Source organism: Nocardioides sp. R-C-SC26, from assembly GCF_021246465.1.
GTDB lineage: Bacteria > Actinomycetota > Actinomycetes > Propionibacteriales > Nocardioidaceae > Nocardioides.
The window spans coordinates 37768-61760 of record NZ_JAHRHK010000018.1 but is presented as its reverse complement, the minus strand read 5'-3'; the positions used below and the strand labels follow the sequence as shown (position 1 = coordinate 61760).

The 23993-nt window shown below is 72.4% G+C and carries 21 protein-coding genes and 1 pseudogene; 6 read left to right on the top strand and 16 right to left on the bottom strand.

The window, feature by feature from the left end; genetic code table 11:
- Positions 1–516 (bottom strand): annotated as a pseudogene (locus tag KSO97_RS15135) (hypothetical protein); the annotation flags it as partial.
- A gap of 90 nt (positions 517–606) precedes the next feature.
- On the opposite strand from KSO97_RS15135, the gene KSO97_RS15130 reads away from it, so the two are divergent.
- On the top strand, positions 607–1494 hold the full coding sequence (locus KSO97_RS15130; RefSeq protein WP_232680328.1) for a TIGR03619 family F420-dependent LLM class oxidoreductase: 888 nt from the start codon (positions 607–609) through the stop codon (positions 1492–1494).
- Positions 1495–1659: 165 nt separating this feature from the next.
- Here the strand turns inward: KSO97_RS15130 and KSO97_RS15125 are convergent, their stop codons facing one another.
- Complete coding sequence (locus tag KSO97_RS15125) at positions 1660–2283, bottom strand: TetR family transcriptional regulator (RefSeq protein WP_232680326.1); 624 nt, start codon at positions 2281–2283, stop codon at positions 1660–1662.
- A gap of 123 nt (positions 2284–2406) precedes the next feature.
- Between KSO97_RS15125 and KSO97_RS15120 the strand changes: the two genes are divergently transcribed.
- The gene (locus KSO97_RS15120; protein WP_232680324.1) at positions 2407–4596 is read left to right on the top strand and encodes a molybdopterin-dependent oxidoreductase; all 2190 of its coding nucleotides are present in this window, start codon (positions 2407–2409) and stop codon (positions 4594–4596) included.
- 119 nt (positions 4597–4715) lie between these two features.
- On the opposite strand, the gene KSO97_RS15115 is transcribed toward KSO97_RS15120, so the two are convergent.
- The 5 genes from KSO97_RS15115 to KSO97_RS15095 all read right to left on the bottom strand — a co-directional run bounded on the left by KSO97_RS15115 (position 4716) and on the right by KSO97_RS15095 (position 9577).
- Entirely contained in the window at positions 4716–5105 is a 390-nt protein-coding gene (locus KSO97_RS15115) for a hypothetical protein (RefSeq protein WP_232680322.1), read from the bottom strand.
- 262 nt (positions 5106–5367) lie between these two features.
- The gene (locus KSO97_RS15110; protein WP_232680320.1) at positions 5368–6876 is read right to left on the bottom strand and encodes an MFS transporter; all 1509 of its coding nucleotides are present in this window, start codon (positions 6874–6876) and stop codon (positions 5368–5370) included.
- Entirely contained in the window at positions 6873–7430 is a 558-nt protein-coding gene (locus tag KSO97_RS15105) for a TetR/AcrR family transcriptional regulator (protein WP_232680318.1), read from the bottom strand. The genes KSO97_RS15110 and KSO97_RS15105 overlap by 4 nt, the downstream gene beginning before the upstream one ends.
- 76 nt (positions 7431–7506) lie before the next feature.
- On the bottom strand, positions 7507–8748 hold the full coding sequence (locus KSO97_RS15100; protein ID WP_232680316.1) for a lipase family protein: 1242 nt from the start codon (positions 8746–8748) through the stop codon (positions 7507–7509).
- Between the two features lie 232 nt (positions 8749–8980).
- The gene (locus KSO97_RS15095) at positions 8981–9577 is read right to left on the bottom strand and encodes a TetR/AcrR family transcriptional regulator (RefSeq protein ID WP_232680314.1); all 597 of its coding nucleotides are present in this window, start codon (positions 9575–9577) and stop codon (positions 8981–8983) included.
- A gap of 74 nt (positions 9578–9651) precedes the next feature.
- Between KSO97_RS15095 and KSO97_RS15090 the strand changes: the two genes are divergently transcribed.
- The gene (locus KSO97_RS15090) at positions 9652–10821 is read left to right on the top strand and encodes an acyl-CoA dehydrogenase family protein (protein ID WP_232680312.1); all 1170 of its coding nucleotides are present in this window, start codon (positions 9652–9654) and stop codon (positions 10819–10821) included.
- Positions 10822–10914: 93 nt separating this feature from the next.
- On the opposite strand, the gene KSO97_RS15085 is transcribed toward KSO97_RS15090, so the two are convergent.
- Entirely contained in the window at positions 10915–13068 is a 2154-nt protein-coding gene (locus KSO97_RS15085; protein ID WP_232680310.1) for an MMPL family transporter, read from the bottom strand.
- A gap of 54 nt (positions 13069–13122) precedes the next feature.
- On the opposite strand from KSO97_RS15085, the gene KSO97_RS15080 reads away from it, so the two are divergent.
- Positions 13123–13605, top strand: coding sequence for a MarR family winged helix-turn-helix transcriptional regulator (locus KSO97_RS15080; protein WP_232680308.1), 483 nt, complete (start codon positions 13123–13125; stop codon positions 13603–13605).
- On the opposite strand, the gene KSO97_RS15075 is transcribed toward KSO97_RS15080, so the two are convergent.
- From KSO97_RS15075 to KSO97_RS15045, 7 genes are all read right to left on the bottom strand, one after another.
- Positions 13568–13858 (bottom strand): hypothetical protein, encoded by a 291-nt coding sequence (locus tag KSO97_RS15075; RefSeq protein ID WP_232680306.1) that lies wholly within the window; start codon positions 13856–13858, stop codon positions 13568–13570. The genes KSO97_RS15080 and KSO97_RS15075 overlap by 38 nt on opposite strands.
- Before the next feature lie 110 nt (positions 13859–13968).
- The gene (locus KSO97_RS15070; protein WP_232680304.1) at positions 13969–14271 is read right to left on the bottom strand and encodes an antibiotic biosynthesis monooxygenase; all 303 of its coding nucleotides are present in this window, start codon (positions 14269–14271) and stop codon (positions 13969–13971) included.
- A gap of 146 nt (positions 14272–14417) precedes the next feature.
- A complete protein-coding gene (locus tag KSO97_RS15065) occupies positions 14418–15407 on the bottom strand; it encodes an alpha/beta fold hydrolase (RefSeq protein ID WP_232680302.1) in 990 nt (329 codons plus the stop codon).
- Positions 15404–16867 (bottom strand): wax ester/triacylglycerol synthase family O-acyltransferase, encoded by a 1464-nt coding sequence (locus KSO97_RS15060; RefSeq protein WP_232680300.1) that lies wholly within the window; start codon positions 16865–16867, stop codon positions 15404–15406. The genes KSO97_RS15065 and KSO97_RS15060 overlap by 4 nt, the downstream gene beginning before the upstream one ends.
- Complete coding sequence (locus tag KSO97_RS15055) at positions 16864–18525, bottom strand: AMP-binding protein (protein ID WP_232680298.1); 1662 nt, start codon at positions 18523–18525, stop codon at positions 16864–16866. The genes KSO97_RS15060 and KSO97_RS15055 overlap by 4 nt, the downstream gene beginning before the upstream one ends.
- 9 nt (positions 18526–18534) lie before the next feature.
- A complete protein-coding gene (locus KSO97_RS15050; protein WP_232680296.1) occupies positions 18535–19329 on the bottom strand; it encodes a lysophospholipid acyltransferase family protein in 795 nt (264 codons plus the stop codon).
- Positions 19326–20231 (bottom strand): triacylglycerol lipase, encoded by a 906-nt coding sequence (locus KSO97_RS15045; RefSeq protein ID WP_232680294.1) that lies wholly within the window; start codon positions 20229–20231, stop codon positions 19326–19328. Before KSO97_RS15045 ends, KSO97_RS15050 begins: the two co-directional genes overlap by 4 nt.
- A 164-nt stretch (positions 20232–20395) precedes the next feature.
- Between KSO97_RS15045 and KSO97_RS15040 the strand changes: the two genes are divergently transcribed.
- Together KSO97_RS15040 and KSO97_RS18385 are read left to right on the top strand one after the other, a co-directional pair.
- Positions 20396–21295, top strand: coding sequence for a cation diffusion facilitator family transporter (locus tag KSO97_RS15040; RefSeq protein WP_232680292.1), 900 nt, complete (start codon positions 20396–20398; stop codon positions 21293–21295).
- A 103-nt stretch (positions 21296–21398) separates the two neighbouring features.
- A complete protein-coding gene (locus tag KSO97_RS18385) occupies positions 21399–22370 on the top strand; it encodes an SMP-30/gluconolactonase/LRE family protein (RefSeq protein WP_232680290.1) in 972 nt (323 codons plus the stop codon).
- Positions 22371–22654: 284 nt separating this feature from the next.
- Here the strand turns inward: KSO97_RS18385 and KSO97_RS15030 are convergent, their stop codons facing one another.
- Positions 22655–23989 carry a GDSL-type esterase/lipase family protein gene (locus KSO97_RS15030; protein WP_232680289.1) on the bottom strand — a complete coding sequence of 445 codons (1335 nt, stop codon included), beginning with the start codon at positions 23987–23989 and terminating at the stop codon, positions 22655–22657.
- Positions 23990–23993: the final 4 nt, after the last annotated feature.

Sequence of the window (23993 nt, the reverse complement as noted above, 5' to 3'; positions counted from 1 at the left end):
GCCGGCCTCGCGGGCTCGCACGATCGCGGCGCGGAAGAGTCCGAGGACCTCGCGGATCTGCTCCGGCGTCGCCTCCTGGGAGGGCCGACCGGTGAGGGAGGACGGGGTCACCGAGGGGCCGAGCGGGGCGACGCCGAACATCTCCGGCCCGAGTCCGTCGGGGCCCGCGTGCACGATCTGAGGCTGGATCCGCGCGCCGTGCGCGTGCACGGCGCCGACCACCCGACGGTGTGCGGCGACGGAGTCGTCGGTGCCGAGCTGCAGCCCACCCGGCGTCTCGGGATGGCGGTGATCGACGCCGGTCGCGCCGACGGTGATCAGCCCGATGCCGCCCGCGGCCCGGGCGGCGAAGTAGTCGACCGTGCGCTGGCTCGGCAGACCCTCCGGCGTGCCGTACATCGTCTCCATCGGCGACATCACCAGACGGTTCCGCAGCTCCATCGAGCCGATCCGGCCGGGGCTGAGGAGTCGCGGGAACTCCGATGCGGAGCCCGGCAGCCCTGACGACGCTGGCATGGGGCCGAGCCTCGCATGCGCGGCGCCATCGATTCAAGACTTTGACAGAACCCTCTTTGAAACGCAGGTGGCGCTGGCTACTGTGCGGCCATGCAGTTCGCCGTGGTGACCGCCTACCTGCCGCTCGGAGAGCTGCCGGTGCTCGCTGCCGAGATCGACCGGCTGGGCTACGCGAGCATGTCGGTCGCCGACCATGTCGTCGACCTGGAGACCTTGGCGACGCCCTACCCCTACGAGGCGTCCGGCGAGCGGCGCTGGCCCCTCGACGTCGACTGGCCCGACACCTGGGTGACCATCGGGGCGCTGGCGGCGGTGACGACGCGGCTGCGCTTCTTCACCTCGATCTACGTGGCCGCGCTGCGCAACCCGTTCTCGGTGGCCAAGGCCGTCGGCACCGCCGCCGCGCTGAGCGGCGGGCGGGTCGCCCTCGGCGTCGGGGTGGGCTGGTGTCGCGAGGAGTTCGAGCTCATGGGCGAGGACTTCGTCAGCCGAGGCCGCCGTACGGACGAGGGGCTCGCCCTGATGAAGGCTCTGTGGGAGCCGGGCATGACCGAGTTCGAGGGCGAGTTCTACTCCGCCCCGCGGCTGATGATGCGGCCCGAGCCTCCCGCCCCGGTGCCGATTTGGGTCGGCGGTCTCTCCGACGTCGCCTACCGGCGCGCCGCGCGTCACGACGGTTGGGTGGGCGACATGTGCACCGTCGAACAGGCGGCCGAGGTGGCGGGCATCCTGCGCGCCCACCGCCGCGACCTCGGCCGTGAGGATGAGCCGTTCGAGGTCGTGCCCGCCCTCATGGACGCCTTCGTGCCCGACGACTTCGCGCGTGCCCACGACGCCGGCATCACGCAGACGATGACCGTGCCGTGGATGTACTACTACGGCCAGCACTGCACGCTGGAGCAGAAGCTCGACGGCCTCCGGCGATTCCGCGACGACGTCCTCGAACCGGTCGAACGGCTCGTCGGCGGCACCGCCTGACGTCGCTCGCCCGCTCTTGCGCCCGTGCGATGGGCGGGCGGCGGGCGGCGGGCGGTGAGGTGCAGAGGTTCTGCCCGCGGTGAAATCTCCGCAACTCACCACCCCCGGCGCCCCACGTGGCGAAAGCCTCCGTAGCTCACCGCCCCACCGCCCCGCGGCGAGGCCTCAGGGTGCGGAGAAGTAGGCGATGATCGCCTCGCCCAGACCGGCGCGAGCGAGCGCCAGGTCGGTGTAGGTGCCGAGCTGCTCCTCGGAGACCAGTCCGCGGACGGCGCCCGGGATGAACGCGGCCACGGCGCGCACCCGCTCCACCGGCACGTCGAGATCGCCGAACGCCGCCTCGCAGGTGGCCGCCCACCCGGCGTTCCACCCCTCGAGCGCCGCCGTGGTCTTGGGGAACTGCGCCTCGCGCTCGGTCTGCTCGCGCGGGAGGGTCGAACGGAGCGTGTCCATCGCGCGGGCGTCGGTGGTATCGAGCCCGCGCCACAGGTTCGCGACGACGTCGTGCACGCGGTCGGCGAGCGCCGCGCCGTCGTCGGAGGTCAGCACGATCTCGCCACGGCGCTCCGCGAGGTAGTCGAGCACGGCCGCCCAGAGACCGTCGACGTCGCCGAACTGGTACTTCACCGCGCCCCACGTAGCACCGGCCAGCTTGGCGATGTGGTTGGCCGAGACGGCGTGCGGGTCGCCGGAGGCCAACGCCTGGCGCGCGGCCTCGAGGAAGGCCGTCCGGGTGGCGGCGCCACGCCGGTTGGCCCGCCGACCAGGCTCGGCGGCGGGAGCGGTCATGGCGGCGGAGCCTACCGGCACCCTCGTCGCCAGACCGTGCGGTCGACGGCCGCCGGCGCGGGTCGCGAGGCGGAGACGTCCGAAAACCTGGACACCTGTCCGGTTCTAGGCTTGGGTGGCCGGGTGATCGAGACGCCGACGTTCTGCCGCCTCTGCGAGCCGTTGTGCGGGCTCGTGGCGACCGTGGAGGACGGCCGGCTCGTCGGCCTGCGCCCCGACCAGGACCACCCGCTCTCCCAGGGGCAGGTCTGCCCCAAGGGCCTGGCGTTCACCGAGATCCAGAACGATCCCGACCGGGTCCTCCACCCGCTGCGTCGGCGGGCCGACGGCACGTTCGAGCGGGTCGCCTGGTACGTCGCGCTCGCCGAGATCGGGCATCGCCTGCGCCAGGTGGTCGACGAGGACGGTGGAGGTTCGGTCGGTGTGTACCTCGGCAACCCCGGGGGATTCAACAGCGAGCTCGCGCTCTGGCTCGGCGCGTTCCGCGGCGCCCTCGGCAGCCCGCAGATCTACACCCCCGGCTCGCAGGACTCCAACAGCCGGTTCGTCGCCAACAAGCTGCTCTACGGCGCCGTCACCCAGACGCCGTTCCCTGACCTGTGGCGGACCGACTTCCTGCTGATGCTCGGCGCCAACCCGCTCGTCTCGCACATGAGCCTGATGCGGGTGCCGCGGGTCAAGGACCACCTGCGCGCCATCGTCGGTCGCGGCGGGCGCGTCGTCGTCGTCGACCCCCGCCGCACCGAGACCGCCCGCGCCTTCGAGCACCTCGCGATCCGGCCCGACGGCGACGTGTGGCTGCTGCTCTCGCTGCTCCACGTCGTCTTCGGCGAAGGGCTGGCCGACGAGGCGGCCATCGCCGAGCAGAGCACCGGGGTCGACTGGGTGCGTGCCACCGTCGCGGGTTTCGCGCCCGAGGAGACCGCGGCGCGCACCGGGATCGACGCCGAGGACGTGCGGGCCCTGGCGCGCGCGTTCGCGGGTGCTCCGTCCGCGGTCGCCTACGGCCGGCTCGGCGTCTGCCTGGGGCGTCACGGCACCGTGGCGAACTACCTGATCGACGTCCTGAACCTGGTCACGGGCAACCTCGACCGCCCGGGCGGGTGGCTCTTCGTGCGACCGGTGATCCCGTTGGAGGAGCTCGCCGAGCGCAGCGGCCAGGCGACCTACGGGGCGACGCGGACCAGGATCGGCGACTTCCCCGACGTCCTCGGCACCTCGCCCAGCGCGGTGATGCCGGCCGAGATCACCACGCCCGGCCCCGGGCGTCTGCGCGCGCTGGTGACGATCGCCGGCAACCCGGTGGCCTCGACGCCGGACCCCGCCGCGCTCGAGGCGGCACTGCCGCAGCTCGACCTGCACGTCGCGCTCGACATCTACCTCACCGAGACGAGCCGACACGCCGACTTCGTGCTGCCCGCCACGACGTTCCTCGAGCGCGACGACATCACCTCGATCCTGGCTCACCCCGGTCAGCCCTTCGTGCAGGCCACCGACGCGGTGGTGCCCGCCTACGGTGAGGCGCGGCCCGAGTGGCGCATCCTCGACGACGTCCTGCGCGCGGCGGGTCTCGGCCCGTTCGCGCCCGGGCGCGCGGGGCGTCTGGTCGGCCGGATCGCCGGACGGCGCGGCCTCACGCCGCGCCGGCTGCTCGACACCCTGCTGCGGCTCGGTCCCTACGGCGACCGCTTCGGTCTGCGCCGCGGCGGTCTGACGGCGCGCCGGGTGCGCGCCAGCGCCCACGGCATCGTGCTCGCCGAGCTGCCACCGACCGGCCTGCGGGAGGACGCCGTCCGGCTGCCGGGGCATCGGGTGAGGCTCGACGCGCCGGAGATCGTGGCGGAGGTGGGGCGCCTCGGCGATCGCCACGACGACGACCCGGCGTATCCGCTCCGGATGATCGGCCTGCGCGAGATGCGCTCGCTGAACTCCTGGATGCACAACAGCCCGACGTTGATGAAGGGCCGCGCACGTGTGCATGCCGCGCGGATCAGTCCGCATGACGCCGCCGTCGCCGGCGTCGCCGACGGCGCCGCCGTCCGGATCACCTCACGGCACGGCGCGATCGAGACGACGGCCAGGATCACCGACGAGGTCGGTCCCGGCACGATCGCCGTGCCGCACGGATGGGGGCACGCCGGCGGGTGGCAACGCGCCGTCGGTGCGGGGGGTCCGAACGTCAACGCCCTGACGTCGAGCGCTGTCGAGGAGGTCGAGCGGCTGGCGGGGATGAGCCACCTCAACGGGGTCCCGGTCGCGATCGCCCCGGTCGTGGCGGTGCCGGCGACGGCCACGACTGACGCCGAGCCGTAGATCCTGACGGCGCGGCAACCGAAGTGCTGGTGCAAGCCAGGCGCCGAGCTCGTCGCTACGCTCGGTGGCCGGGCTCGACACCGACGTGGTTCAGCAATCGTGCAGAGCGCTCACGTCCTTCAGCGCAGCACGACCTTCACCGTGCAGGAATTGCCGGTCGCCAGACGCGTGGCGGTGAAGGTGAAGGTGTCCTTGCCACGGGTGTCGGGCCGGTCGCGGTCGACGTCGATGTCGCGGTCGTCGTCGGCCCGACGGACGACGTTGGCGAAGGTGCGGCCGTTCTGCTTGAGCGTCAGGCGCCAGCGGTCGCTGCCCCGTACGCCGTCGACGTCGGCCTCGACCTCGATGCGACGGTCGTCCTTCTCGGCGGAGAGCTTGATCGTCGAGCCGGAACACGGTCGCCCGCTGCCCACGCCGTCGGCGACGGCGGGGGTGGAGAGGGCGAGGACGGCGAGAGGGGCCGCCCCCAGCGGCGCGGTGGCGAGGACGGCGGTACGACGGATGGTCATCGGATCTCCTGGTCGTCGGCCGGGTCGGTCCCGGCGATGGCTTCAGCCTGTCCGCTCGCGGTGAGGTCCAGGTGAGCGCGGGATGAGGAGGTTCTCATCCGCCGGGGGCGGCGTCATCCACGTGGCAGGCTCGGGTGCCGGACTGGCCGTACGAAACTGTCGGATCCGCATGGAGATCGACCCGGTTCGCGGGAGCTTCGTACGCGCGGTGAGGAGTTTCACCGGGTACCCGGTGAAACTCCTCGAAGCGGCTTGCTCGCCGTCAGTGCGCGAGGTCGGCGAGCTCGAGCGAGGGCGGGATCGAGCGCCACACCACGACGGCGGCGAGCAGGGTGAGCACGCCGCCGGCGAGCCCGACGGCGGAGACGGCCTCGGTGAACGAGGCCATCGCGGCGCCGGCAGACGGTGATCCGAGGGCGCCCGCGAGGGCCCCCACGGCTGCGGGCGAGGCGGAGTCGGGCAGCCCGTGGCGGTAGACGATCCCGGCGAGGCTGCCCAGCAGCGCCACGCCGAGCACGGCCCCGATCTCGTACGACATCTCCTCCACGGCCGCTGCCGACCCTGCCTGGTGGGTCGGCGCGGAGCCCATGATCAGCGCGGAGCCGAGGCCGAGTGCCGCCGTCCCGAACCCGACGAGCAGCAGCCCGACGGCCACGCCGACGTAGGGGAGGGGATGCGGCAGCAGTCCGATGACGAGCAGGCCGGAGGCGAGCACGACGAGCCCGCCGACCAGCATCGTGCGCAGCCCGACCCGCGCTGCGAGGGCAGGTGCCATCGGGGATCCGACGAGCCCGCCGAGCGCCATCGGCAGCAGTGCCACGCCGGCGATGAGGGGCGACCAGCCCTGCACGAGCTGCAGCCACTGGGAGCCGACGAACAGGAGCGCCATCATCACCGTGGCGCTGGTGAGCGCGGTGAGCACGCCTGCTCGGAATCCCGGCACCGCGAACAGCCGGACGGCGAGCATCGGGTCGGGCTGGTGCAGGCAGCGGCGCACGAAGGCCGTCATGGCGAGCACGCCGGCAGTCAGGATCACCAGGGTGAGCGGGTCGGCGCCGTACTTGCCGAGGTGTTTGACGGCGTAGACCACGGCCGTCATGCCGCCGACCGACAGCACGACGCCGGCCGGGTCGATGACCCCGGGCCGGTCCGACCTGCTCTCCGGGAGGAGCCACAGGCCTGCGGCGATGCCGACGAGCATGAGGGGAACGTTCACCAGGAACGCCGCGTGCCAGCTGAACGCCTCGAGCAGCGCCCCTCCGACGACGGGCCCGGCTGCGCTGCCCGCGCCGGCCATCGCGGCCCAGATGCTCAGGGCGAAGGCCCGCTCGTGAGGGTCGGGGAACAGGGCGCGGATCAGCGAGAGCGTGGCCGGCATGATCATGGCGCCGCCGATGCCGAGACCGGCCCGCAGCGCGATCACCGCGGCGGCGGAGTCGGCGAAGAGCACGAGCGTCGAGGCGAGCGCGAAGATCGCGTAGCCCAGCAGCAGCATCCGTCGTCGCCCCCAACGGTCGGCGAGCGCAGCGACCGGGATCAGGAGCCCGGCAAGGACGAGCGCGTAGGCGTCGACGATCCAGAGCTGGGCGACGGCACCCACGCCGAGGTCGCGGGCCAGGTCGGGCAGGGCGACGTTGAGGATCGTCATGTCCATCACGACGACGATGAGGCTGGCCGAGAGCACGGCGAGTCCCGCCCAGCGGCGCGGGTCGCCCACGGGTGCGCCGGTGGCGGCGCCGGCCGGACCGGTGTGGGAGGGCGTGCTGGTCATGCGGAGACTCCATCGACAAGGGTGGTGAGGACGAGATCGGGCAGGTCGCGGCGGGCGACGTCGCCGGCTTCGAGGGCGTCGCGTGCGGCGACGAGGAGGCCGTAGACGGCGTGGCCGATCCAGCGCGCCGGAACGTCGCGGCGCAGAACGCCGGTCTCCTGACCGGCGGCGTGCAACAGCACCTCGCGGTCGAGCAGCGCGTCGCAGCGTTCACGCAGCGCGCGGGTGTGGGTGGCGACGTGGTCGGTCAGCGCCACGCCGAACTCCTCGGCGTCCAGGACGTAGGCATGCATGAGCTCGATGAGGCAGGCGCGGATGCGCTCGCCGTCACCGCTGGCGGCGACCGCCTCGACATCGACATGGTCGAGCCGCTCCTGCCAGCGGTCCAGGGAGCGCTCGGCGATCTCGACGAGCAGCTCGTCGCGGCTGGCGAAGTGGCGGTGCAGCGTCGCGCGGCCGATGCCGGCGGCCGAGGCGAGGTCGCCCAAGGACGCCGTCGGCTCGCTGATCAGGTGCCGCTGGGCAGCGGACAGGATCTCCTCGCGCGTCGCCATCCGACCCACCTCCTCGTTTGAGACACAAATGTCTCACACGAGACGATGATGTCTCGAATCGAGGGCGTCCCCTCGGTCAGGCGTCGCAGTCGGTGTAGCCGGGCAGACCCTCGAGTCGGGCCAGCACGAACAGGCGGGTCTCCAGTTCGAACGGCGCCGACGCGCTGAGGTGCTCCAGGCCCGGGTACTCCCGGAACGTCACCGGCACTCCGCGTCGGCAGTACTCGCGAGCCAGCGCGCGCGCGTCGTCCACCAGCATCACGCCGTCGCCGCGTCCATCGGCGTTGCCGACGGCGAGCAGCATCGGGTGGTCGGGGGTGCCGCGGCGCCCCATCGCCATCGGTCCCACGAGTCGACGCACGATGGGCAGCGCGTACGGGTCTCCCGCGCCCTTGAACATCTGGCGCAGGGAGGTGTGGGGCTTGCGTGCATCGAGGCACTCGCCCGCCACGGTCGCCATGTCCCGTCGTCCCTTCGGGGTCAGGTAGGGAGCGAGGTCGACCTGGAAGGCGTTCGCCAGGCCCGCCAGCGACGTCGGGATCGCACCGGACCAGCTCGCCTCCCCGTCGGCGTAGCGGTACGCGCGCATGAGGTTCGCGGGGAAGCCGCCGGCAGCGGTGGCGACGATGGTGAGCCCACTGGCGTAGGTCGGCGCCAGCTCGGCGGCGTAGGAGGATGCGATCGCGCCGCCGGAGTAGCCCACCATCGCCACGCGGGTCGCCGAGCGGCTCAGGCCCAACTGGTTCTGTGCGGCGCGGATGCCGTCCAGGGTCGCGTGCGCCGACTCGTGACCCGCGGTGTAGCCGTACCTGGTCGTGAGGTAATCGGGCACCACCACGGTGTAGCCCCCCAGTAGGTAACTGGAGATGAGGAAGGCGTCGAGGAAGTCGGCCGTAGGCTCGCCGCCGCGCAGCGTGAAAGACGGCGCGCAGTGGCCGCCCAAGCCGTTGTAGGGCGCCTGGTAGGAGACCAGTCGGTCGGCCCGCGGCACGAGAGGCTGGATGATCGTGGTCACGGCGACCCGCGGTTGCCCGAGCTCTCCGGTGGTGCGGTAGAGCAGCTGCTCCACCGGGTACGGCATCGGAAGGGTGTTGAGCAGCGCCAGGTCGACCATCCGCGAGCGCAGCACCGTGCCTGGGCGGACCCGGTCGAGTCGACCACGCCATCGGTAGAACGGATCACGGTCGGGGTCTCGTACCGCCGGGGGGCGCGATGCGGCGGAGCGCGCCGCGCCCGTGGTCGGTGAGGTGCCGGTGCTGGCCGAAGCCGTGTGCGACTCGGTCGGCGCACCGGCCGTCGCCGCGAAGAACGCCAGCACGACGCTGGATCGGATGACGACCCGTGCCAGCCGTCTCGCTCGCGGGACTCGGCGGCCTGTCAGAGCACGCGGCATCGAGTGACTCCCGTCTCCGGGCTCGACCCGCGCGGATCGAGCGTGGGAAGGAGTCAACGCCTCCCTGCGGGCTGGGTCACCGTACGGCGAGTCAAAGAAACAACCGTTACGTTTGTGCTTCTGTCCAACTGCGATCCCGTTGGACGGGCGGGCCGGATCAGCGCGCGAGCAGGCTGGTGACGACGAGGTCGGCGAGCGCGCGGTAGGCCGCTGCGTCGTTGAGCCCGGTCGCCGCCTCGATGCGACCGCTCTGGATCGAGGTCATCACCTCGGCCACCGCGGCGCCGACGAAACGCGCGTCGACCTGCCGCAGGGCGCCGGCGCTGACCCCGTCCGCGACCAGGTCGTGCACGCGTTGGGCGGCCATCTCCGTGTTGGCCTGGTAGATCTCCGCGGCCGGGGCGAAGTCGGCGAGGTCGGAGTAGAAGGCGTCGGTCGCCGGCGCCAGCTCCTCCGCGACGGCGTCCAGATAGGCGTGCAGGCGCCCGGCGGCGTCCTCGACGGCGTCGGCGTGGCGGTTGATCCGGGCGGCGGCGCGCTTGAAGTAGTGCCGCACCACCGCGGTGATGATCTGCTCCTTGCTCGGAGCCACCAGGTAGAGCGTGCTGCGCGAGCAGGAGAGCCTCTCCGCGAGGTCGCCCATGCCCAGGCGCAGGAAGCCCTCGGCCAGGTAGAGGTCGGTCAACTGGTCGAGCAGGGCGTCGCGGCGCTCACGGGAGCGGGCCGGCAGCACGCGCGTCGACGTCCGGGGCATGGAACCCATCCTAGCAGCGTGGTGTACCGTCGGTGATACTCAAGCACGCCTTCTGGTACCGACAGGAGTATGCCATGCCGGCACGCCGCCACCTCGCGTCCGAGGAGCACGCCGACCTGCTCAAGCTCGTGCGTCAGATCGCGACGGAGGAGCTGCTTCCCAAGGTCGCCGAGGCCGAGGCCACCCAGACCTTTCCGCGGGACGTCTTCACCCTGCTCGGGCGCACCGGCCTGCTCGGCCTGCCCTATCCCGAGCAGTACGGCGGCGCCGGACTGCCCTACGAGACCTACCTGCAGGTGCTCGAAGAGCTCGGCGCGGTGTGGGCCAGCGTCGGCGTCGGTGTCAGCGTGCACGCGCTCTCCTGCTTCGGCCTGGCGACCGCCGGCACCGAGGAGCAGCGCCGGCGGTGGTTGCCCGACATGCTCGGCGGCGAACTGCTCGGCGCGTACTGCCTCTCCGAACCGCACGCCGGCTCCGACCCTGCCGCGATGCGCACCACGGCGCGTCGCGAGGGCGACGAGTACGTGCTGGACGGCGCCAAGGCCTGGACGACGCACGGTGGTCAGGCGGACTACTACAAGCTGATGGCGCGGACGTCGGACGACCGCAACGGCATCTCCTGCTTCCTGATCCCCGCCGACACCCCTGGCCTGGTCTCCGATCCGCCCGAGAGGAAGATGGGCCTCACCGGGTCGCACACCACGTTGATGCGGCTGGAGGGTGTGCGCATCCCCGTCGAGCGCCGCCTCGGCGCCGAGGGCGACGGTCTCAAGATCGCCCTCGCCGGCCTCGACGCGGGCCGGCTCGGCATCGCCGCCGTCGCGACCGGGCTGGCCCAGGGGGCGCTCGACCATGCGCTGGCCTACGCCAAGGAGCGTGAGACGTTCGGCCGCAAGATCATCGACCACCAGGGGCTCGGCTTCCTGTTGGCCGACATGGAGGCGGCGATCCACACCGCGCGGCAGACCACACTGGCCGCCGCCCGCCTCACGGACGCCGGCCTGCCGTTCGGCCGCGAGGCGTCGATCGCCAAGCTGGTCGCCACCGACGCCGCCATGAAGGTCACCACCGACGCCGTGCAGGTGCTCGGCGGCTACGGCTACACCCAGGACTTCCCGGTCGAACGCTTCATGCGCGAGGCCAAGGTGATGCAGATCTTCGAGGGCACCAACCAGATCCAGCGTCTCGTCATCTCCCGCTCGCTCGCCTCGGGGTCGTCCGGGGCCGGCGCCATCACCTGCTGATGGTTGAGCAGCGAACGCAGCGAGCGTCTCGAAACCTGGTGAGACGAACGTTGCGGTGATCGCCCCCGTGGTCGGCTCCTCAACCTCCTCCCGCTACGCGCGCGCTCCTTCGTCGCGCGCGCTGCGCTCGGACGGCCACCAGAAGCGGTCGCCCAGGACGGCGGTCGCGGCGGGCACCACCAGGGTGCGCACGACCAGCGTGTCGAGCAGGACGCCGAGGCACACGATCGTGCCGATCTGGGCCAGCGCGATCACCGGGAGCACGCCGAGGGTCAGGAACACCGCGGCCAAGAGGACGCCGGCGCTCGTGATGACGCCGCCGGTGCGGGCCAGGCCGCGCACCATGCCGTCGACGGTGCCGTGGCTCGCGGCCTCCTCGCGTGCGCGGGTGACCAGGAAGATCGAGAAGTCGACGCCGAGTGCCACCAGGAACAGGAACGAGTAGAGCGGCACGCTGGTGTCGAGCGCGCTCATGCCGAGCGGCCCGGTGAAGAGCCACCAGGCCGCACCCACCGCTGAGGCCCAGGTCAGCAGCACGCTCGCCAGGAGCACCAACGAGGCGACGATCGAGCGCAGCAATCCCAACAGCACCAGCCCGACGGCGAGCAGCACCAATGGGAGCACCCAGCGCAGGTCGCGGTCGGCTGCGCTCGCAGCGTCGAGGTCCTGGGCCTGCGTGCCCCCGACGAGCACGTCGGGGCCGACGTCGGCCAGCGCCGAGCGGAGTCGTTCGATGGTCGCGTCGGCGGCGTCGGTGCCGGGTGCGTCGGCGAGCACGACCTGCACGCTGGCCTTGGTGTCGTCGGCCGCGCCGGGGGCGACCGACGCCACGCCGTCGACCTGGCCGGCCACGCGCAAGGCGCGCTCCAGGTCGGCGGACGGCGCCAGCACGGTCACCGGCTGGCTCGCGCCGGCGGGGAACGACTCGCCGAGCCGGTCTGCGACGGTCACCGACTCGGGCGTGTCGAGGAAGACCTCGTTGCTGGACAGTCCGACGCGCAGGAAGCCGGTGCCGATCGCGAGCGCGACGAGGCCGAGCAGCGCGATCGCCAGTACCCGGCGAGGACGGCGGACGACGGCGCCGCCGACGCGTCCCCACAGTCCGCGCGCGCCGCCACCGGCGGCCGCCGGGTCGGCGTGCGGGATGCGTGGCCAGAAGACCCAGCGCCCGAACAGCACGAGGACGCCGGGCAGCACCACCAGGCCGCTGACCGCGGCGATCACGATGCCGGCCGCGGAGGAGAGGCCGAGCCCCTGCGTCGTCGGCACCACCGAGAGCAGCAGTACCAGGAGCGCGAGGACGACGGTGCCGGCACTGCAGAGCACCGCCTCGGTGACGCCGCGGACCGCGCGGGTCATCGCGACGCGACGGCTCTCGTGCCGAGCAAGTTCCTCCCGGTAGCGCGCGATCAGCAGCAACGCGTAGTCGGTACCGGCACCGAACACGAGGACCGAGAGGATCCCCTGGCTGGACGGGTCGAACGGGAGCCCGAGCGACTGCACGATCTCCGAGCCGACGATCGCGGCGGTGCGGTCGGCGATCGCCACGACGACGAGCGGGATCAGCCACAGGACGGGCGAGCGGTAGGTCAGGATCAGCAGGAGCGCGACCACCGAGGCGGTGGCGAGCAGCAGTGTCAGGTCGGCGCCCTCGAAGACCTGGGCGATGTCGGTCTGGATCGCCGCCGGTCCGGTCACGCCGGCCTCGAGGCCGGCGGGTCGGTCAGTGCCGTCGAGGTCCGCGCGCAGGGAGTCGACGACCTCGGCCGGGTCGGCGCGATCGGTGTCGATCTGGACGGGCAGCACGGCGAGGGTTCGGTCATCGGCGACGGTGGGGCGGGGTGCGAGCACGGTGACGCCGTCCTCCTCGCCCCAGCCCTGCGCAAGGTCGCCCAGCCAGGCGAGGTCGGCGTCGGTGAGTCCGTCGCCGTCCAGCTCGCGCGCGATCACCACGACAGCGGTATCGGTGTCGGCGTCGGTGAGTGCGGGCAGTTGCTCGGCCACCGCCGTCGAGTCGTAGCCGCGCGGTAGGCCAGAAGTGCGGTCGTCCGTGGTGCCGCCGGAGAGTCCGAAGAGGCCCGAGACGACGCCGAGCGCGATGGCGGCCAGCAGTGCGACGGCGGCGATGCTGCGACCCGGCGCCTGGACGAGCCAGGCGGGCGTGGCACGTCGCGGAGCCTCGCGGACGTGGCGGGCATCGGCGGTGCCGGGCGTGTCGGCGTGAGGATGAGCTCGGTGGGTTGGCACGGGTGACACGATGGAGGTCGAATAGTTCGATCGTCAAACTACCAAGGGGTGGTCGTGGCCGGACGCCGACCGCAGGTCGACCCGCTGACCGTGTTGGTGCGCGATCTTCAGGACCGGATGGGTGCCCTCGAGCGAGGGTTCGCCGACCGGCTCGGGATGACGCTGACTGAGGTCCACGCGCTGGGTCACCTCGCCGACGGGCCGCGCGGCGGAGCCGTCCTCGCGCGACTGGTCGGCGTCAAGCCGTCGGCACTGAGCACGATGGTCGACCGGTTCGTGCGGCGTGGCCACGTCGTCCGGGTGCCCCGCGCCGATGACCGGCGCAAGGTCGACGTCGCCCTGACCGCTGCCGGCCGGGCCAGCCTTCTCGGCGTCGTCCACCCGATGGCGGTCGACCTCGACGCCGTCGCTGCCGGCCTGACGCCGTCAGAGCGCGAGGTCGTGGCCGCCTACCTGGGCGAGGTGATCGCCGTCCTCGACCGGCACGCCGTCGGACCGGTCACGCCGCCGGGCGGCACGACTCCCGCACCAACGTGAGCAACCAGGGGAGCGGCCGCTGGACCGTCGACGTCGCCCAGAGCGGGGACATCGCCCAGGCCCGGGCGTAGGCCTGCCGCAGCGCCGCCTCGGGATCGCGCTGCGTCTCCCAGGTCGCGGCCTGGGCCAGGGCCCAGGCGGAGTCGACGGTCAGGTCGTAGAACGTGGCGAAGGCCCGCTGGTCGCCGCTCGCGGCATCGTTCAGACAGCGCTCGAGACGAGCACTGTCGCGGGTTGCCGTGGGGGAAGACACGCGGTCACTGTGCCTCGCAGGTCGCCCGCGGAGTACACCCATGTGGAGGGCGGCCACGCCGGGATCGTGCGCCTGGCCGGTCCCGAGTCGCTCTCAGGCGCGCGACCCGCTCACCGAACGTCGAGCACGACGTCGAACTCGAGCAGTTCGGCCCCGGTCGAGACCGGCTTCTGGCCACCCGACGGCGCGTGCGCGGCGCGGGCGTCGCCGTCGCGCCAGGCTGCGAAGGACTCCTCGTCCGCCCACTGGGTCACCACGAAGTAGCGCGTCTCGCCGCCGGTGGGCCGGAGCAGCTGGAAGCCCAGGAAGCCCGGCGTTCCCTCCATCGAGCCGGCACGCGCGCCGAACCGCTTCTCCAGTTCGGCACCGGCCTGCGGAGGGACGGAAATCGCGTTGATCTTCACCACAGCCATGTGCCCGACCCTAGCCCCGCGCTCGTCCGTGCTCGTTCGCCTGCCCGGCCGCGGACTGGGATACAGAGCGGATATCGGTCGGTGAATCGCCGAGAATCCTCGCCCAGCACCTACCGAATCACGCTCGGTATCCCGGCTCGAGCCCCTCAGGCCGCGACCCGAGCCCGCCCGACGACGTCCTCGACGGCAGCGACGAACTGGGGGAGCCAGTGGGCGGTGTCGAAGACGATCGAGGCGTGGCCGCCGGGGGACTCGAAGACATGGCAGTCGGGGAGCAGCGCCGCCATCTCGCGTTGACGACGGGTCGGGATGGCGCGATCGCGAGCGGTCACGACCACGGCCGAGGGCACGGTGACGTCGGGCAGCCACGCGCGGGCGTCGAAGCGGCCGAGCTCGCCGAGCGCCTCGGGCAGCGACCACGCCGAGGTGCTGCGGAACTCCGCCCAGGCCCAGGCCGAGAGGTCGCCCGAGGGAGGTGCCGGCACCGGTGGCAGACCGGCGGCACGCGCGGCCACCCGGCTGTGGGTGAACGGGCGGATCCGGTCGTTGAGCGCATGCAGGAACGGGTAGAAGGCGCGATCGCCCAGGCTGCCGATCCAGGCCGCCGCGGTCGAGCACAGCACCAGGCCGGCGAGCCGGTCGGGATGGCGATGGGCGATCACCTGGGCGAGCGCCCCGCCCATGGAGTACCCGACGACGATCGCACGCTCGATCTCGAGGGCGTCGAGCACGGCGGCGGCGTCGTCGGCGCACTCCTCGAGGGAGAACCGCTCCGAGGTGATGCCGCGACCGTGCCACCGTTGGTCGAACAGGACGACGCGGTGGGTGGCCCGCAGCGAGTCCAGGACTCCGTACCAGCACAGCGCGCCGGTGGTCGCCAGCCCGTGCAGCAGGAGCACCGTCGGCGCATCGGGCGTCGGAGCGCCGGTGTCATAGACGACGGCGCGACCGCGGTCGGGCAGCTCGAGCACGCGCCCCTCCGGCAGCTCCGGCAGCACGGGGAAACGTTGGGTGCGCCGGATGCCGATCCGCACGCCGGTCACCACGAACCCGAGGCTGAACTGCAGCCCGGCGAGGGTGAGATGGCCGACGCCGCGGGCAGTGGAGGCTGCGCCGCGCTGGAAGTACTGGCTCATGCGGTGGCGTGTCCTTCGGTGGGGGAGTCGGGCGCGGCGCCGACGGAGCCGGCTGCGTCGAGGTCGAGTTCGGCGAGCGCGGCGGGGAAGTAGGAGGCCAGCACCTCGACGTCGGGGAGCAGGTCGGGGCACGCGAGCAGGGAGAAGTTCATCCGGTCGATGTAGGACCAGACCGTCACGTTGAGCCCGATCCCGTCCGCGAGCGGGCCCACGCTGAACAGGTCGGCGAGCCGGGCGCCGCCGATCCGTGCGCGCTCGCGCGGGCCGGGCACGTTGGAGACGATCGCGGTGAAGGCCGCCGGGTGCCAGGCCGCCGCCCGTAGTCGCGAGTAGGCGCGGACGGCGCCCGAGAACGGCAGCGGCGGCGCGAACTGGGTCCAGTCGATCAGGGTGCGGCGCCCGAGCCGGTCCTGGATGTGCTTGGCGTGCGACGTCGTCCGGGAGATCGTCTGCAGTCGCTCGGTCGGGTCCTCGACGTCGGTGGCGAGCGTGGTGAACAGGTTCGAGACGCGGTTGCCGCCCAGGCGCGGCGGCGCGCCGCGCTCGTCGACGCCGACCGGAACCCCCGCCGTCAGCGAGGACGCCGGGCGCTCGCCGTGCTCGGCCATCCAGCGCCGCAGCGCACCGGATACCACGGCGAGCACCAGGTCGTTGAGCGTCACGCCCTGGTGCTGGGCGCGCACGCGCTTGAACTCCGCGAGCGACAGGGAGCAGGTGGCGAAACTGCGCCGCGGCGTGAGGGAGCCGTTGATCGAGGTGCGTGGCGCGTTGAGCACGGGCAGCGGGACGCCGTGCTCCTCGCGCCGCCGGTAGGCAGCGGCGGCGCGCAACCCCGCGAAGGTCCGGGCGAGCAGGCCCGGCAGGTCGCGGAACTGCTGCAGTGCGTCGTGCAGCGCCCAGCGGATCAGTTGACGGCGCCCCGGCGTCCGCGTCGTCGTCAGGTACGTGCCGGGTGCGGCCGTCGGCAGCTCCGCCGAGCGCACGTCGGTGATATTGCCGAGCAGGGCGTTGGCTGCGGCGCCGTCGGCCAGCGCGTGGTGCATCTTGCCGACGACGGCGATCCTGCCGCCCTCGAGCCCCTCGCAGAAGTGCAGCTCCCACAGCGGGAAGCGGCGGTCCAGCGGTGTGCTGGAGATGCGGCCGATCAGCACCTCCAGGTCGCGCATCGTGCCGGCGCCGGGCACCCGGTGCTGGTGGATATGGCGGCTCGCATCGACGGTCGGGCGCGTGACCCACACGGGATGGTTGATGCCGAACGGCACCGGCACGGCCTGGCGGCGCAACGGCGGCAGTTTCTCCAGACGGGCGAGCAGCCCGGCGGTGAACACCTCGAACGTCAGGTGCGGGTCGGCCTCGAGGACGGCGATCTTGAGGGTGTGCATGTGCACGTCGGGGGTCTCGAGGTAGAGGAAGCCGGCGTCGACGCCCTCCATCCGCTCGATGGCCGGGTGCACGGTCACGCCCCGGCCCCCGATGTCCCCGTGCCTGAGCTGGGTGGCAGCTCCCGCACCATCACCTTGCCCGAGGCGTTGCGCGGCAGCTCGTCGAGCAGCACGACGTCGCGCGGCACCTTGTAGCCGGCGAGCGTCGCCTTCACGTGCCCGCGCAACGCATCGACGTCCGGGCTGGTGCCCGGCACCGGGACGACGTAGGCCGCCAGGCGTTGGCCGAATGCCTCGTCGTCCACCCCGATCACCACCACCTCGCGGACGTCGGGGTGGGCGCCGAGCGTCTTCTCGACCTCGATCGGGTAGACGTTCTCGCCACCGGACACGATCATGTCGTCGTCGCGGCCCACGACGTAGAGGCGACCGGCCTCGTCGAGCCGCCCGACGTCGCCGGAGACCATGTAGTCGCCGAGGAAGTCCTTGGTGGCGCCGGTGGTGTAGCCCTCGAACGGGGAGACGCCGTGCACGACGATCCGGCCGACCGCGCCGGTGGCGACGTCGCGGCCCTCGTCGTCGACGACCCGCAGCAGCGTGCCGCGGACGGCGCGCCCGGCCGTGTCGGGCGCGTGCCGGAGGTCGGCCGGCAGCGCGACGCTGATCTGGCCGACCTCGGTGGCGTTGTAGGAGTTGTGCACCACGTCGCCGAAGCGGTCCATGAACGCGGTGACGGCGTCGGGGCGCATGCGGGAGCCGCTGGCCGAGACGAACCGCAGCGATGCCAGCGAGTAGCGGTCGAGCACCTCATCGGGCAGGTCGACGATCCGCTCGAGCATCACCGGCACGACGCTGAGGCCGGTCGCCCGGTGCTCGTCGACGAGCGCGAGTGTCGACTCCGGATCGAAGCGGCGGCGCATCACCACGGTGCAGGTCATCGTCGCGCCGATCACGAGCTGGCCGAAGCCCCAGGCGTGGAACATCGGGGCGGCCACGACGACGGTCTCCTCGGCCAGCCACGGGATCCGCTCGATCATGCCGGCGAGCTCGTCGGTACCGCCGCCGGCGCGCTTCGCGCCCTTGGGGGTGCCCGTCGTGCCGGAGGTCAGCAGCACGACCCGGCTGCCGAACTGCGGCCGCTGGTGTCGCCCGGCGTACCGGCCGAGGAGTTCCTCGATGGTGGGGTGCGGGTGCGTTGCGACCTCGTCGTCGACCCATCCGAGCACCTCGACGAGACCGGGGATGCGCTCGCGGGCGTCGGCGACGATGCCGGCGAACTCCTCGTCGTAGAGAATCACCCGCGCGCCTTCGCGCTCCATCACGTCGGCCAGCTGCGGACCCGAGAACCCGGTGTTGAGCAGCAGAGCCTGACCGCCGAGTCGCGAGTTGGCGATCAGTGCGTCGACGAAACCACGGTGGTTGCGGCACAGGATCGCGACCGTCTCGGGTCGTGACCCCACGAGGTCGGTCAGGGCCACGGCGAGCGCGTCGGCTCGCACCTGCAGCTCCCGCCACGTCAACGAGCCGCGCTCGTCGATGATCCCGATGCCGTGAGGACTCCGGATGGCGGCGAGGCTGAAGCTCGTCGTCGCGTTGGTGCCCTGGGCGCGCAGGGTGCGCACGAAACCGAGGTACTTGTCGGGCCGCATCAGGGTGAACATCCTGCTGCGCACCAGCACCGAGATGGCCCAGAGCTGGGTGCGGAGTCGGGTCCAGAAGCCGGCGGGAGCGCTCATCGCGGCACCTCAGCCCAGCACCGGGAAGCGACGTTCGCGAGCGAGCTCGTCCAGGGCGACCTGCATCCGGCGTCGCACCTCGCCGTCGACCTCGGCCGGCTCGGCGTCCGGGCCGAACAGCTCCTCGATCTCCTCGGGCGTGATCGCATCCAGCACCTGGGTCACGATCTTGGTGGGCAGCGGGATGTTCGCTGGGATGCCGACGTTGAGGCCGAACGGGAAGCCGAAGGAGATCGGGAAGAGATCCGAGCGCATCAGCTTGCGGGTCGGCAGACGGCGTCCGAGCCACTCACCGCGGCTCAGGTGGAGCTGGTCCTCGTGGCCGCCGATGGACACGACCGGCACGATCGGGACTCCGGCGCGTAGCGCGGTACGCACATAGCCCACCCGGCCGTTGAAGTCGACGACGTTCTGGCGGGTGAAGGGTCGGAAGGTGTCGAAGTCCCCGCCGGGGAACACGATGGTCACCGCGCCGGAGGTGAGGATCTCGTGCGCGGCCTCGCGGGTGGCCGGGGTGAAGCCGAACTGACGCATGAGCGGGCCTGCGACCCCGGTGAAGAGCATGTCGTGGGCCAGGCAGTAGAGCGGGCGCTCGGCGCCGAAGGTGTCGGCGAAGGAGACGGCCAGGATCGGCACGTCCATCGGCGTCAGCCCGCCGGAGTGGTTGGAGACGATCAGTGCCCCGCCGTCCGGCACGCGCTCCATGTCGCGCACCTCCGAGCGGAAGTACCCCTTCATGGCGAGCCGCAGCAGCGGGAGCACCAGGTTGAGGGCGGTCGGGTTGCGGCTCTCCAGCGCGCTCATCGCGCGGCTCGCAGCGGCGTGGCGCCGACGGGTGGCTCGTCGGTCCCGCCGGGGCCGTCGGAGGAGGTGTCGGCAGCCAGCCGGGCGACGATCTGGCGCAGCACGAGCGGATTGCTGACCAGGCCGACGTGGCTGCTGATCACCTCGACGTTCTCGGCCAACGGGCCGGGCGAGGCGGGTCGCTCGTCGACGCGGCAGCCCCGCCAGGGCACGACGCCGTCGGTGCGGGAGTAGATCGCTGTGGTCGGCACCGGGACCGGCTCGCGCAACCGGGTCACGATCTCGAGCGCGCGGTCGGAGATGCCGTGCTTGACCCGCGAACGCTCGAACATCGCCGTCGCGCGGGTGCGCTCGCCGTCCGCGCGCCAGGGGGAGCCGAGGCAGACGATGCGGGCCACGCGGTCGGGGTGCTCGTGGGCGAGCCGGCGGGCCAGGACGCCGCCGAAGCTCCAGCCGACGATGCTCACCGGCTCGTCGAATCTCTCGGCGACCCCGAGGAAACGGGCGGTGAGACCGTCGACCAGTTGGTCGGTCAGGCCGATGTTGCGACCCAGCCCCCAGCCGTGGACGGCGAACCCGCGGCCCCGCAGGTGGCTGCGGAGCCGACCGGTGAGGTGGTCGTTCGCAGCGAATCCCGGGAGCACGAGGACCGGCCGGCCGCGGCCGACGTCGCGCGGGCCGGCGATCGGGAGGTTCAACCGCGGAGCCGCGGCGAGCGGCAGCGAGGCGAGATCGAGCGCCCGCGAGGCCGCGTACTCCCCGAGGAACCGGGGGAACTCCAGTGCTGTCAGGGCGATGGGCGGGGCGCCGTGGCCGCCGCCGCTCGGTGCGTCCGACGCAGGCGCGGCACGGCCGGAGGAGTCGGTGGTGTCGGGCGCCCGGTCGCCTTCGAAGTCGTACATGGGAGCACCTTCGAGTGAGAGCAAAGTAGAACGTGTTCTAATTCCGGGCGACTCTACCGGCGATCGCGGCTCACGGCTACCGCGTCTGAGCGGTGCTACGCCGAGCCGCTCTCCGCGCGAGACGTCGACGCCGCCACCGATGCCAGGTCGGCACAATGGCGGCCATGGGAGTGGGGCACGGACACGGGCACGCCGGAGCGCGGCATCGTTGGCGGCTGGCGGTCTCCTTCGCGATGATCGCGACGTTCTTCGTCGTCGAGCTCGTCGCCGGTCTCGCCACCGGCTCGCTCGCCCTGATCTCGGATGCAGGTCACATGGCCGCCGACGTCGTGGCGCTCGGCGCCGCGCTGGTCGCGACCAAGATCGCGACGCGCGCCGACTCCACCGGGCGGCGCACCTACGGCTCCTACCGCGCGGAGATCTTCGCCTCCGGGTTCACGGTGCTGCTCATGCTCGGGGTCGCCGGCTACGTCGTCGTCGAGGCGATCGGCCGGATCGGCAGCGCGGTCGAGATCGAGACCGGGCCCGTGCTCGTCGTCGGCGCTCTCGGATTGATCGTGAACGTCATCGCGCTGCTGCTCTTGCGTGCGGGCGCCGCAGAGTCGCTCAACGTCAAGGGCGCCTATCTCGAGGTCGTCGCCGACACGGCCGGCTCCGTCGGGGTCATCGTGGCGGCCCTCATGGTCGGCGCGACAGGAGACGCCGTCTGGGACACCGCCGTGGCACTGGCGATCGGACTGTTCGTCGCCGTCCGCGCGCTGTTCCTGGGGCGCCAGGTGCTGGCCGTCCTCGGCCAGCACGTGCCCGCGGGCCTCGACATCGACGTCGTCGCCGCCGATCTCGGCGGGGTGCCCGGTGTGGCCGACGTCCACGACCTCCACGCCTGGACGCTGACCTCCGGTATGCACGTCGCGACCGCGCACCTGGTGGTCGGCGCCGAGGCCGCGAGCCAGGACGTGCTTGTCGCGGCCCAGCGCCTGCTGCGCGACGTGCACGGCATCGAGCACGCCACCCTGCAGGTCGAGACCGGCCCCACCCAGGCCTGCGACGAGCTCTCCTGGTAGCCCGACCCCGGTGGTCGGCTGTCCGGTGGTCGAGGAGCGAGCGCAGCGAGCGTCTCGAGACCCGGCGAGGTCGAAGACGACCCGGATCGCCCCGGCACCTTCGGTGACCGCCGTCGTTGACCACGGCGTGATCAGCCTGCTCCGTCCGGCGCGCGTCGCCGTCGCCGTCATCGCCGCCACGACCGCACTCGTCGCGGGCCCTGCGCCCACCGGTGCGAGCGCGGCCCCGCCCGCGCCATGCGCGACCTGGCGCGCCAGCGGCGTGGCCGACGGGCTGGGCACGCTGGAGAATCTGTCGTTCGACGGTCGCGGCGGCCTGTTGCTCTCGGCCGGGCAAGCAGGCGGCGGAGCCGGAGACATCCTGCGCCTCACGCCATCGGGCAGGACCGAGGTGATCGTGCCCGACGTCGCCGCACCGGGTGGTCACGTCGTCGTCGGACGCCGGCTGTTCTTCACCACCGGCAACGGCTTCGCCGACGGTCTGCTCGGCGACCTCGGCTACCGCCGCGGGACGCTCAGCGTCGTCGACCTCGACACCCGCAAGGTCCGCGTGCTCGCTCGCAAGCTGGCGATGCCCAACGGCCTGGTTCGTCTGCCCGACGGGTCGTTCCTCGCCAGCCGCGATCTCGGCCTGCCGGGTCGGACGACACGGCTGTACCGCGACGGCCGGCGCGACACCTTCGCCCCGTCGGTCACCTCGACGAACGGTATGGCCGTGGACGCCGAGCGGCGGCTCGTCTACCTCGTCTCGACCTTCAACCCGACGTCGACCATCAGCGTCGTCGACCTGCGACGCCCCGACCGCACGCCGCGGGTCATCACCCTCGACGGGTTCGGCCCCGCGAACGCAGCCGACGAGATCACGCTCGGTGCAGACGGCCAGCTGTACGTGACGCTCAACGTCGCGGGGAAGGTCGTCCGCGTCGACCCGGCCTCGGGACGGCAGTGCACGATCGCCTCCGGCATCCCCTTCGCCAGCTCGCTCCGCTTCGGTGCGGGCCGCGGCTGGGACCGGGACTCGCTCTACGTCACCGACTTCCTCGGCTCCGTCACCCGGCTGCGCCCGCCGGCCTAGGGCCGCCCTCGGCTGCGAGGTACCCCGGTGGTTGAGGAGCGAGCGCAGCGAGCGTCTCGAAACCCGGTGAGCCGGGCAGCTTCCCTGCTCGCCGTCTGTGGTCGCGGTGGTCTCGTCCCTCGCCGGGTTTCGTGACGCGGTTCTCGACTTCGTTCCTCAGTCGTGAACCGCTCCTCAACCTCCTCGCGCCCACGCCCGGGTTCGTTCCTCACCCGCGCTGCGCTCGGACCTCAACCTCCTCGCGCTACGCGCCCGCTCCTTCGTCGCGGACGCTGCGCTCGGAATCAGCAGCGGGCGCCGCGCAGCTGCCCGAGTCGGACGGCTTGCGCCAACCGCTGGTAGCCCGCGGTCGAGGGGTGGACGCCGTCGCCGGAGTCGTAGGCGGCGCGGAGCAGCTGCGGTCGACGCTGGTCGCGCAGCGCGGCGTCGGCGTCGATCACGGAGGTGGCCAGGCGCTGCTGCCGCACCCACCTGTTGATCGCCTGGCGGAGCCGCTCCGCGGAGGAGTTGGGTCGTAGGCCCAGCGGAGGCACCGTGGCCAGGTGGATGGCGACCCGGGCTGCGCGCGCCTCGGAGATGAGGGCCCGGTATCCCCGCAGCAGATTGCTCCGCGAGCCCGGCCGACTGGTCAGGTCATTGGTGCCGATCAGCACGATCACATCGGTGACGCCGGGGGAGACCAGTGCATCGATCGTGAAGCGCCGCTGTGCCGACGTCCGATAGCGGTCGCGGCTCCCGTCGGGACGGAGCAGCCGATTGCCGCTGACGCCGGCGTTCAGCACCGACCAACGCTGACCCGGACGCGCCTGGGTGACACGTCGGAGCAGGACGTCGGGGTAGCGGACGTTGCGGTCCAGGCCCGCGAAGGACTCCGTGCCGGAGGGGCGCGCCTGGTAGCCGTCGGTGATCGAGTCGCCGAACGCCACGATCGAGCCGATCCGACGCGGCCCGCGGACGTCGAGGCCGGCCACGAAGTACCAGCCGGTGGAGAAGACGCCTCGCGTAGTGCGCGTGAAGGCCGCGCCGTCGACGTCGGCGCTGTGGTCTCCGGTGCCGGACGGCGCCAGATAGCTCGTCTGATTCGTCACGATGTGCTGCGCGGGGTCGGCGACGGTTCCGGGCACGTGGATGCTGACCAGCAGGTCTTCGCCCGCCCGCACGCGGAAGCTCAGCGGGTCGCTGAGCACGTCGTAGCCGGCGCGGATCGTCACGCTGGTGGACCCGCCGAACAGAACCTGACGGACGGTGCTCGCGGCCGGTGTCGCACCGCTCTCGCGCACGGCGACCGTCACCGCACCCAGCGTCACCGACTGGCGGTGGTACCGGTTCGTCAACCGCAACCGTGCCTGGCTCCCCGAGAGCGTCGGCCGCACGACCATGCGCACGGTCTGGTCCTGCAGCGCACGCGAGGTGAAGTCTCCGATGGTGTCGGGGCCGTTCGGCGAGGCCGCCCACGAGCCCACCCACTGCGTGGCGGCGCAGGACGACGCTCCGCGCGTTGCCGACGTCGCAGGCGAGGCCGACGCGGCGGCGTCGGGCGACGTCGACGAGGGAACCGCGATCGTCAGCAGTGCCAAGCCGATCGCGGCGACGGAGAGACGGCGGAAGACAGGTGACACGGCG

What these genes read in the sequence shown, in the direction of transcription:
- KSO97_RS15045 (WP_232680294.1), bottom strand. Translation starts at nt 20,231, where the DNA reads ATGTACGACTTCGAAGGCGACCGGGCGCCCGACACCACCGACTCCTCC.
- KSO97_RS15090 (WP_232680312.1), top strand. Translation starts at nt 9,652, where the DNA reads ATGCCGGCACGCCGCCACCTCGCGTCCGAGGAGCACGCCGACCTGCTC.
- KSO97_RS15040 (WP_232680292.1), top strand. Translation starts at nt 20,396, where the DNA reads ATGGGAGTGGGGCACGGACACGGGCACGCCGGAGCGCGGCATCGTTGG.
- KSO97_RS15095 (WP_232680314.1), bottom strand. Translation starts at nt 9,577, where the DNA reads ATGCCCCGGACGTCGACGCGCGTGCTGCCGGCCCGCTCCCGTGAGCGC.
- KSO97_RS15130 (WP_232680328.1), top strand. Translation starts at nt 607, where the DNA reads ATGCAGTTCGCCGTGGTGACCGCCTACCTGCCGCTCGGAGAGCTGCCG.
- KSO97_RS15050 (WP_232680296.1), bottom strand. Translation starts at nt 19,329, where the DNA reads ATGAGCGCGCTGGAGAGCCGCAACCCGACCGCCCTCAACCTGGTGCTC.
- KSO97_RS15110 (WP_232680320.1), bottom strand. Translation starts at nt 6,876, where the DNA reads ATGACCAGCACGCCCTCCCACACCGGTCCGGCCGGCGCCGCCACCGGC.
- KSO97_RS15055 (WP_232680298.1), bottom strand. Translation starts at nt 18,525, where the DNA reads ATGAGCGCTCCCGCCGGCTTCTGGACCCGACTCCGCACCCAGCTCTGG.
- KSO97_RS15070 (WP_232680304.1), bottom strand. Translation starts at nt 14,271, where the DNA reads ATGGCTGTGGTGAAGATCAACGCGATTTCCGTCCCTCCGCAGGCCGGT.
- KSO97_RS15105 (WP_232680318.1), bottom strand. Translation starts at nt 7,430, where the DNA reads ATGGCGACGCGCGAGGAGATCCTGTCCGCTGCCCAGCGGCACCTGATC.
- KSO97_RS15115 (WP_232680322.1), bottom strand. Translation starts at nt 5,105, where the DNA reads ATGACCATCCGTCGTACCGCCGTCCTCGCCACCGCGCCGCTGGGGGCG.
- KSO97_RS15125 (WP_232680326.1), bottom strand. Translation starts at nt 2,283, where the DNA reads ATGACCGCTCCCGCCGCCGAGCCTGGTCGGCGGGCCAACCGGCGTGGC.
- KSO97_RS15065 (WP_232680302.1), bottom strand. Translation starts at nt 15,407, where the DNA reads ATGAGCCAGTACTTCCAGCGCGGCGCAGCCTCCACTGCCCGCGGCGTC.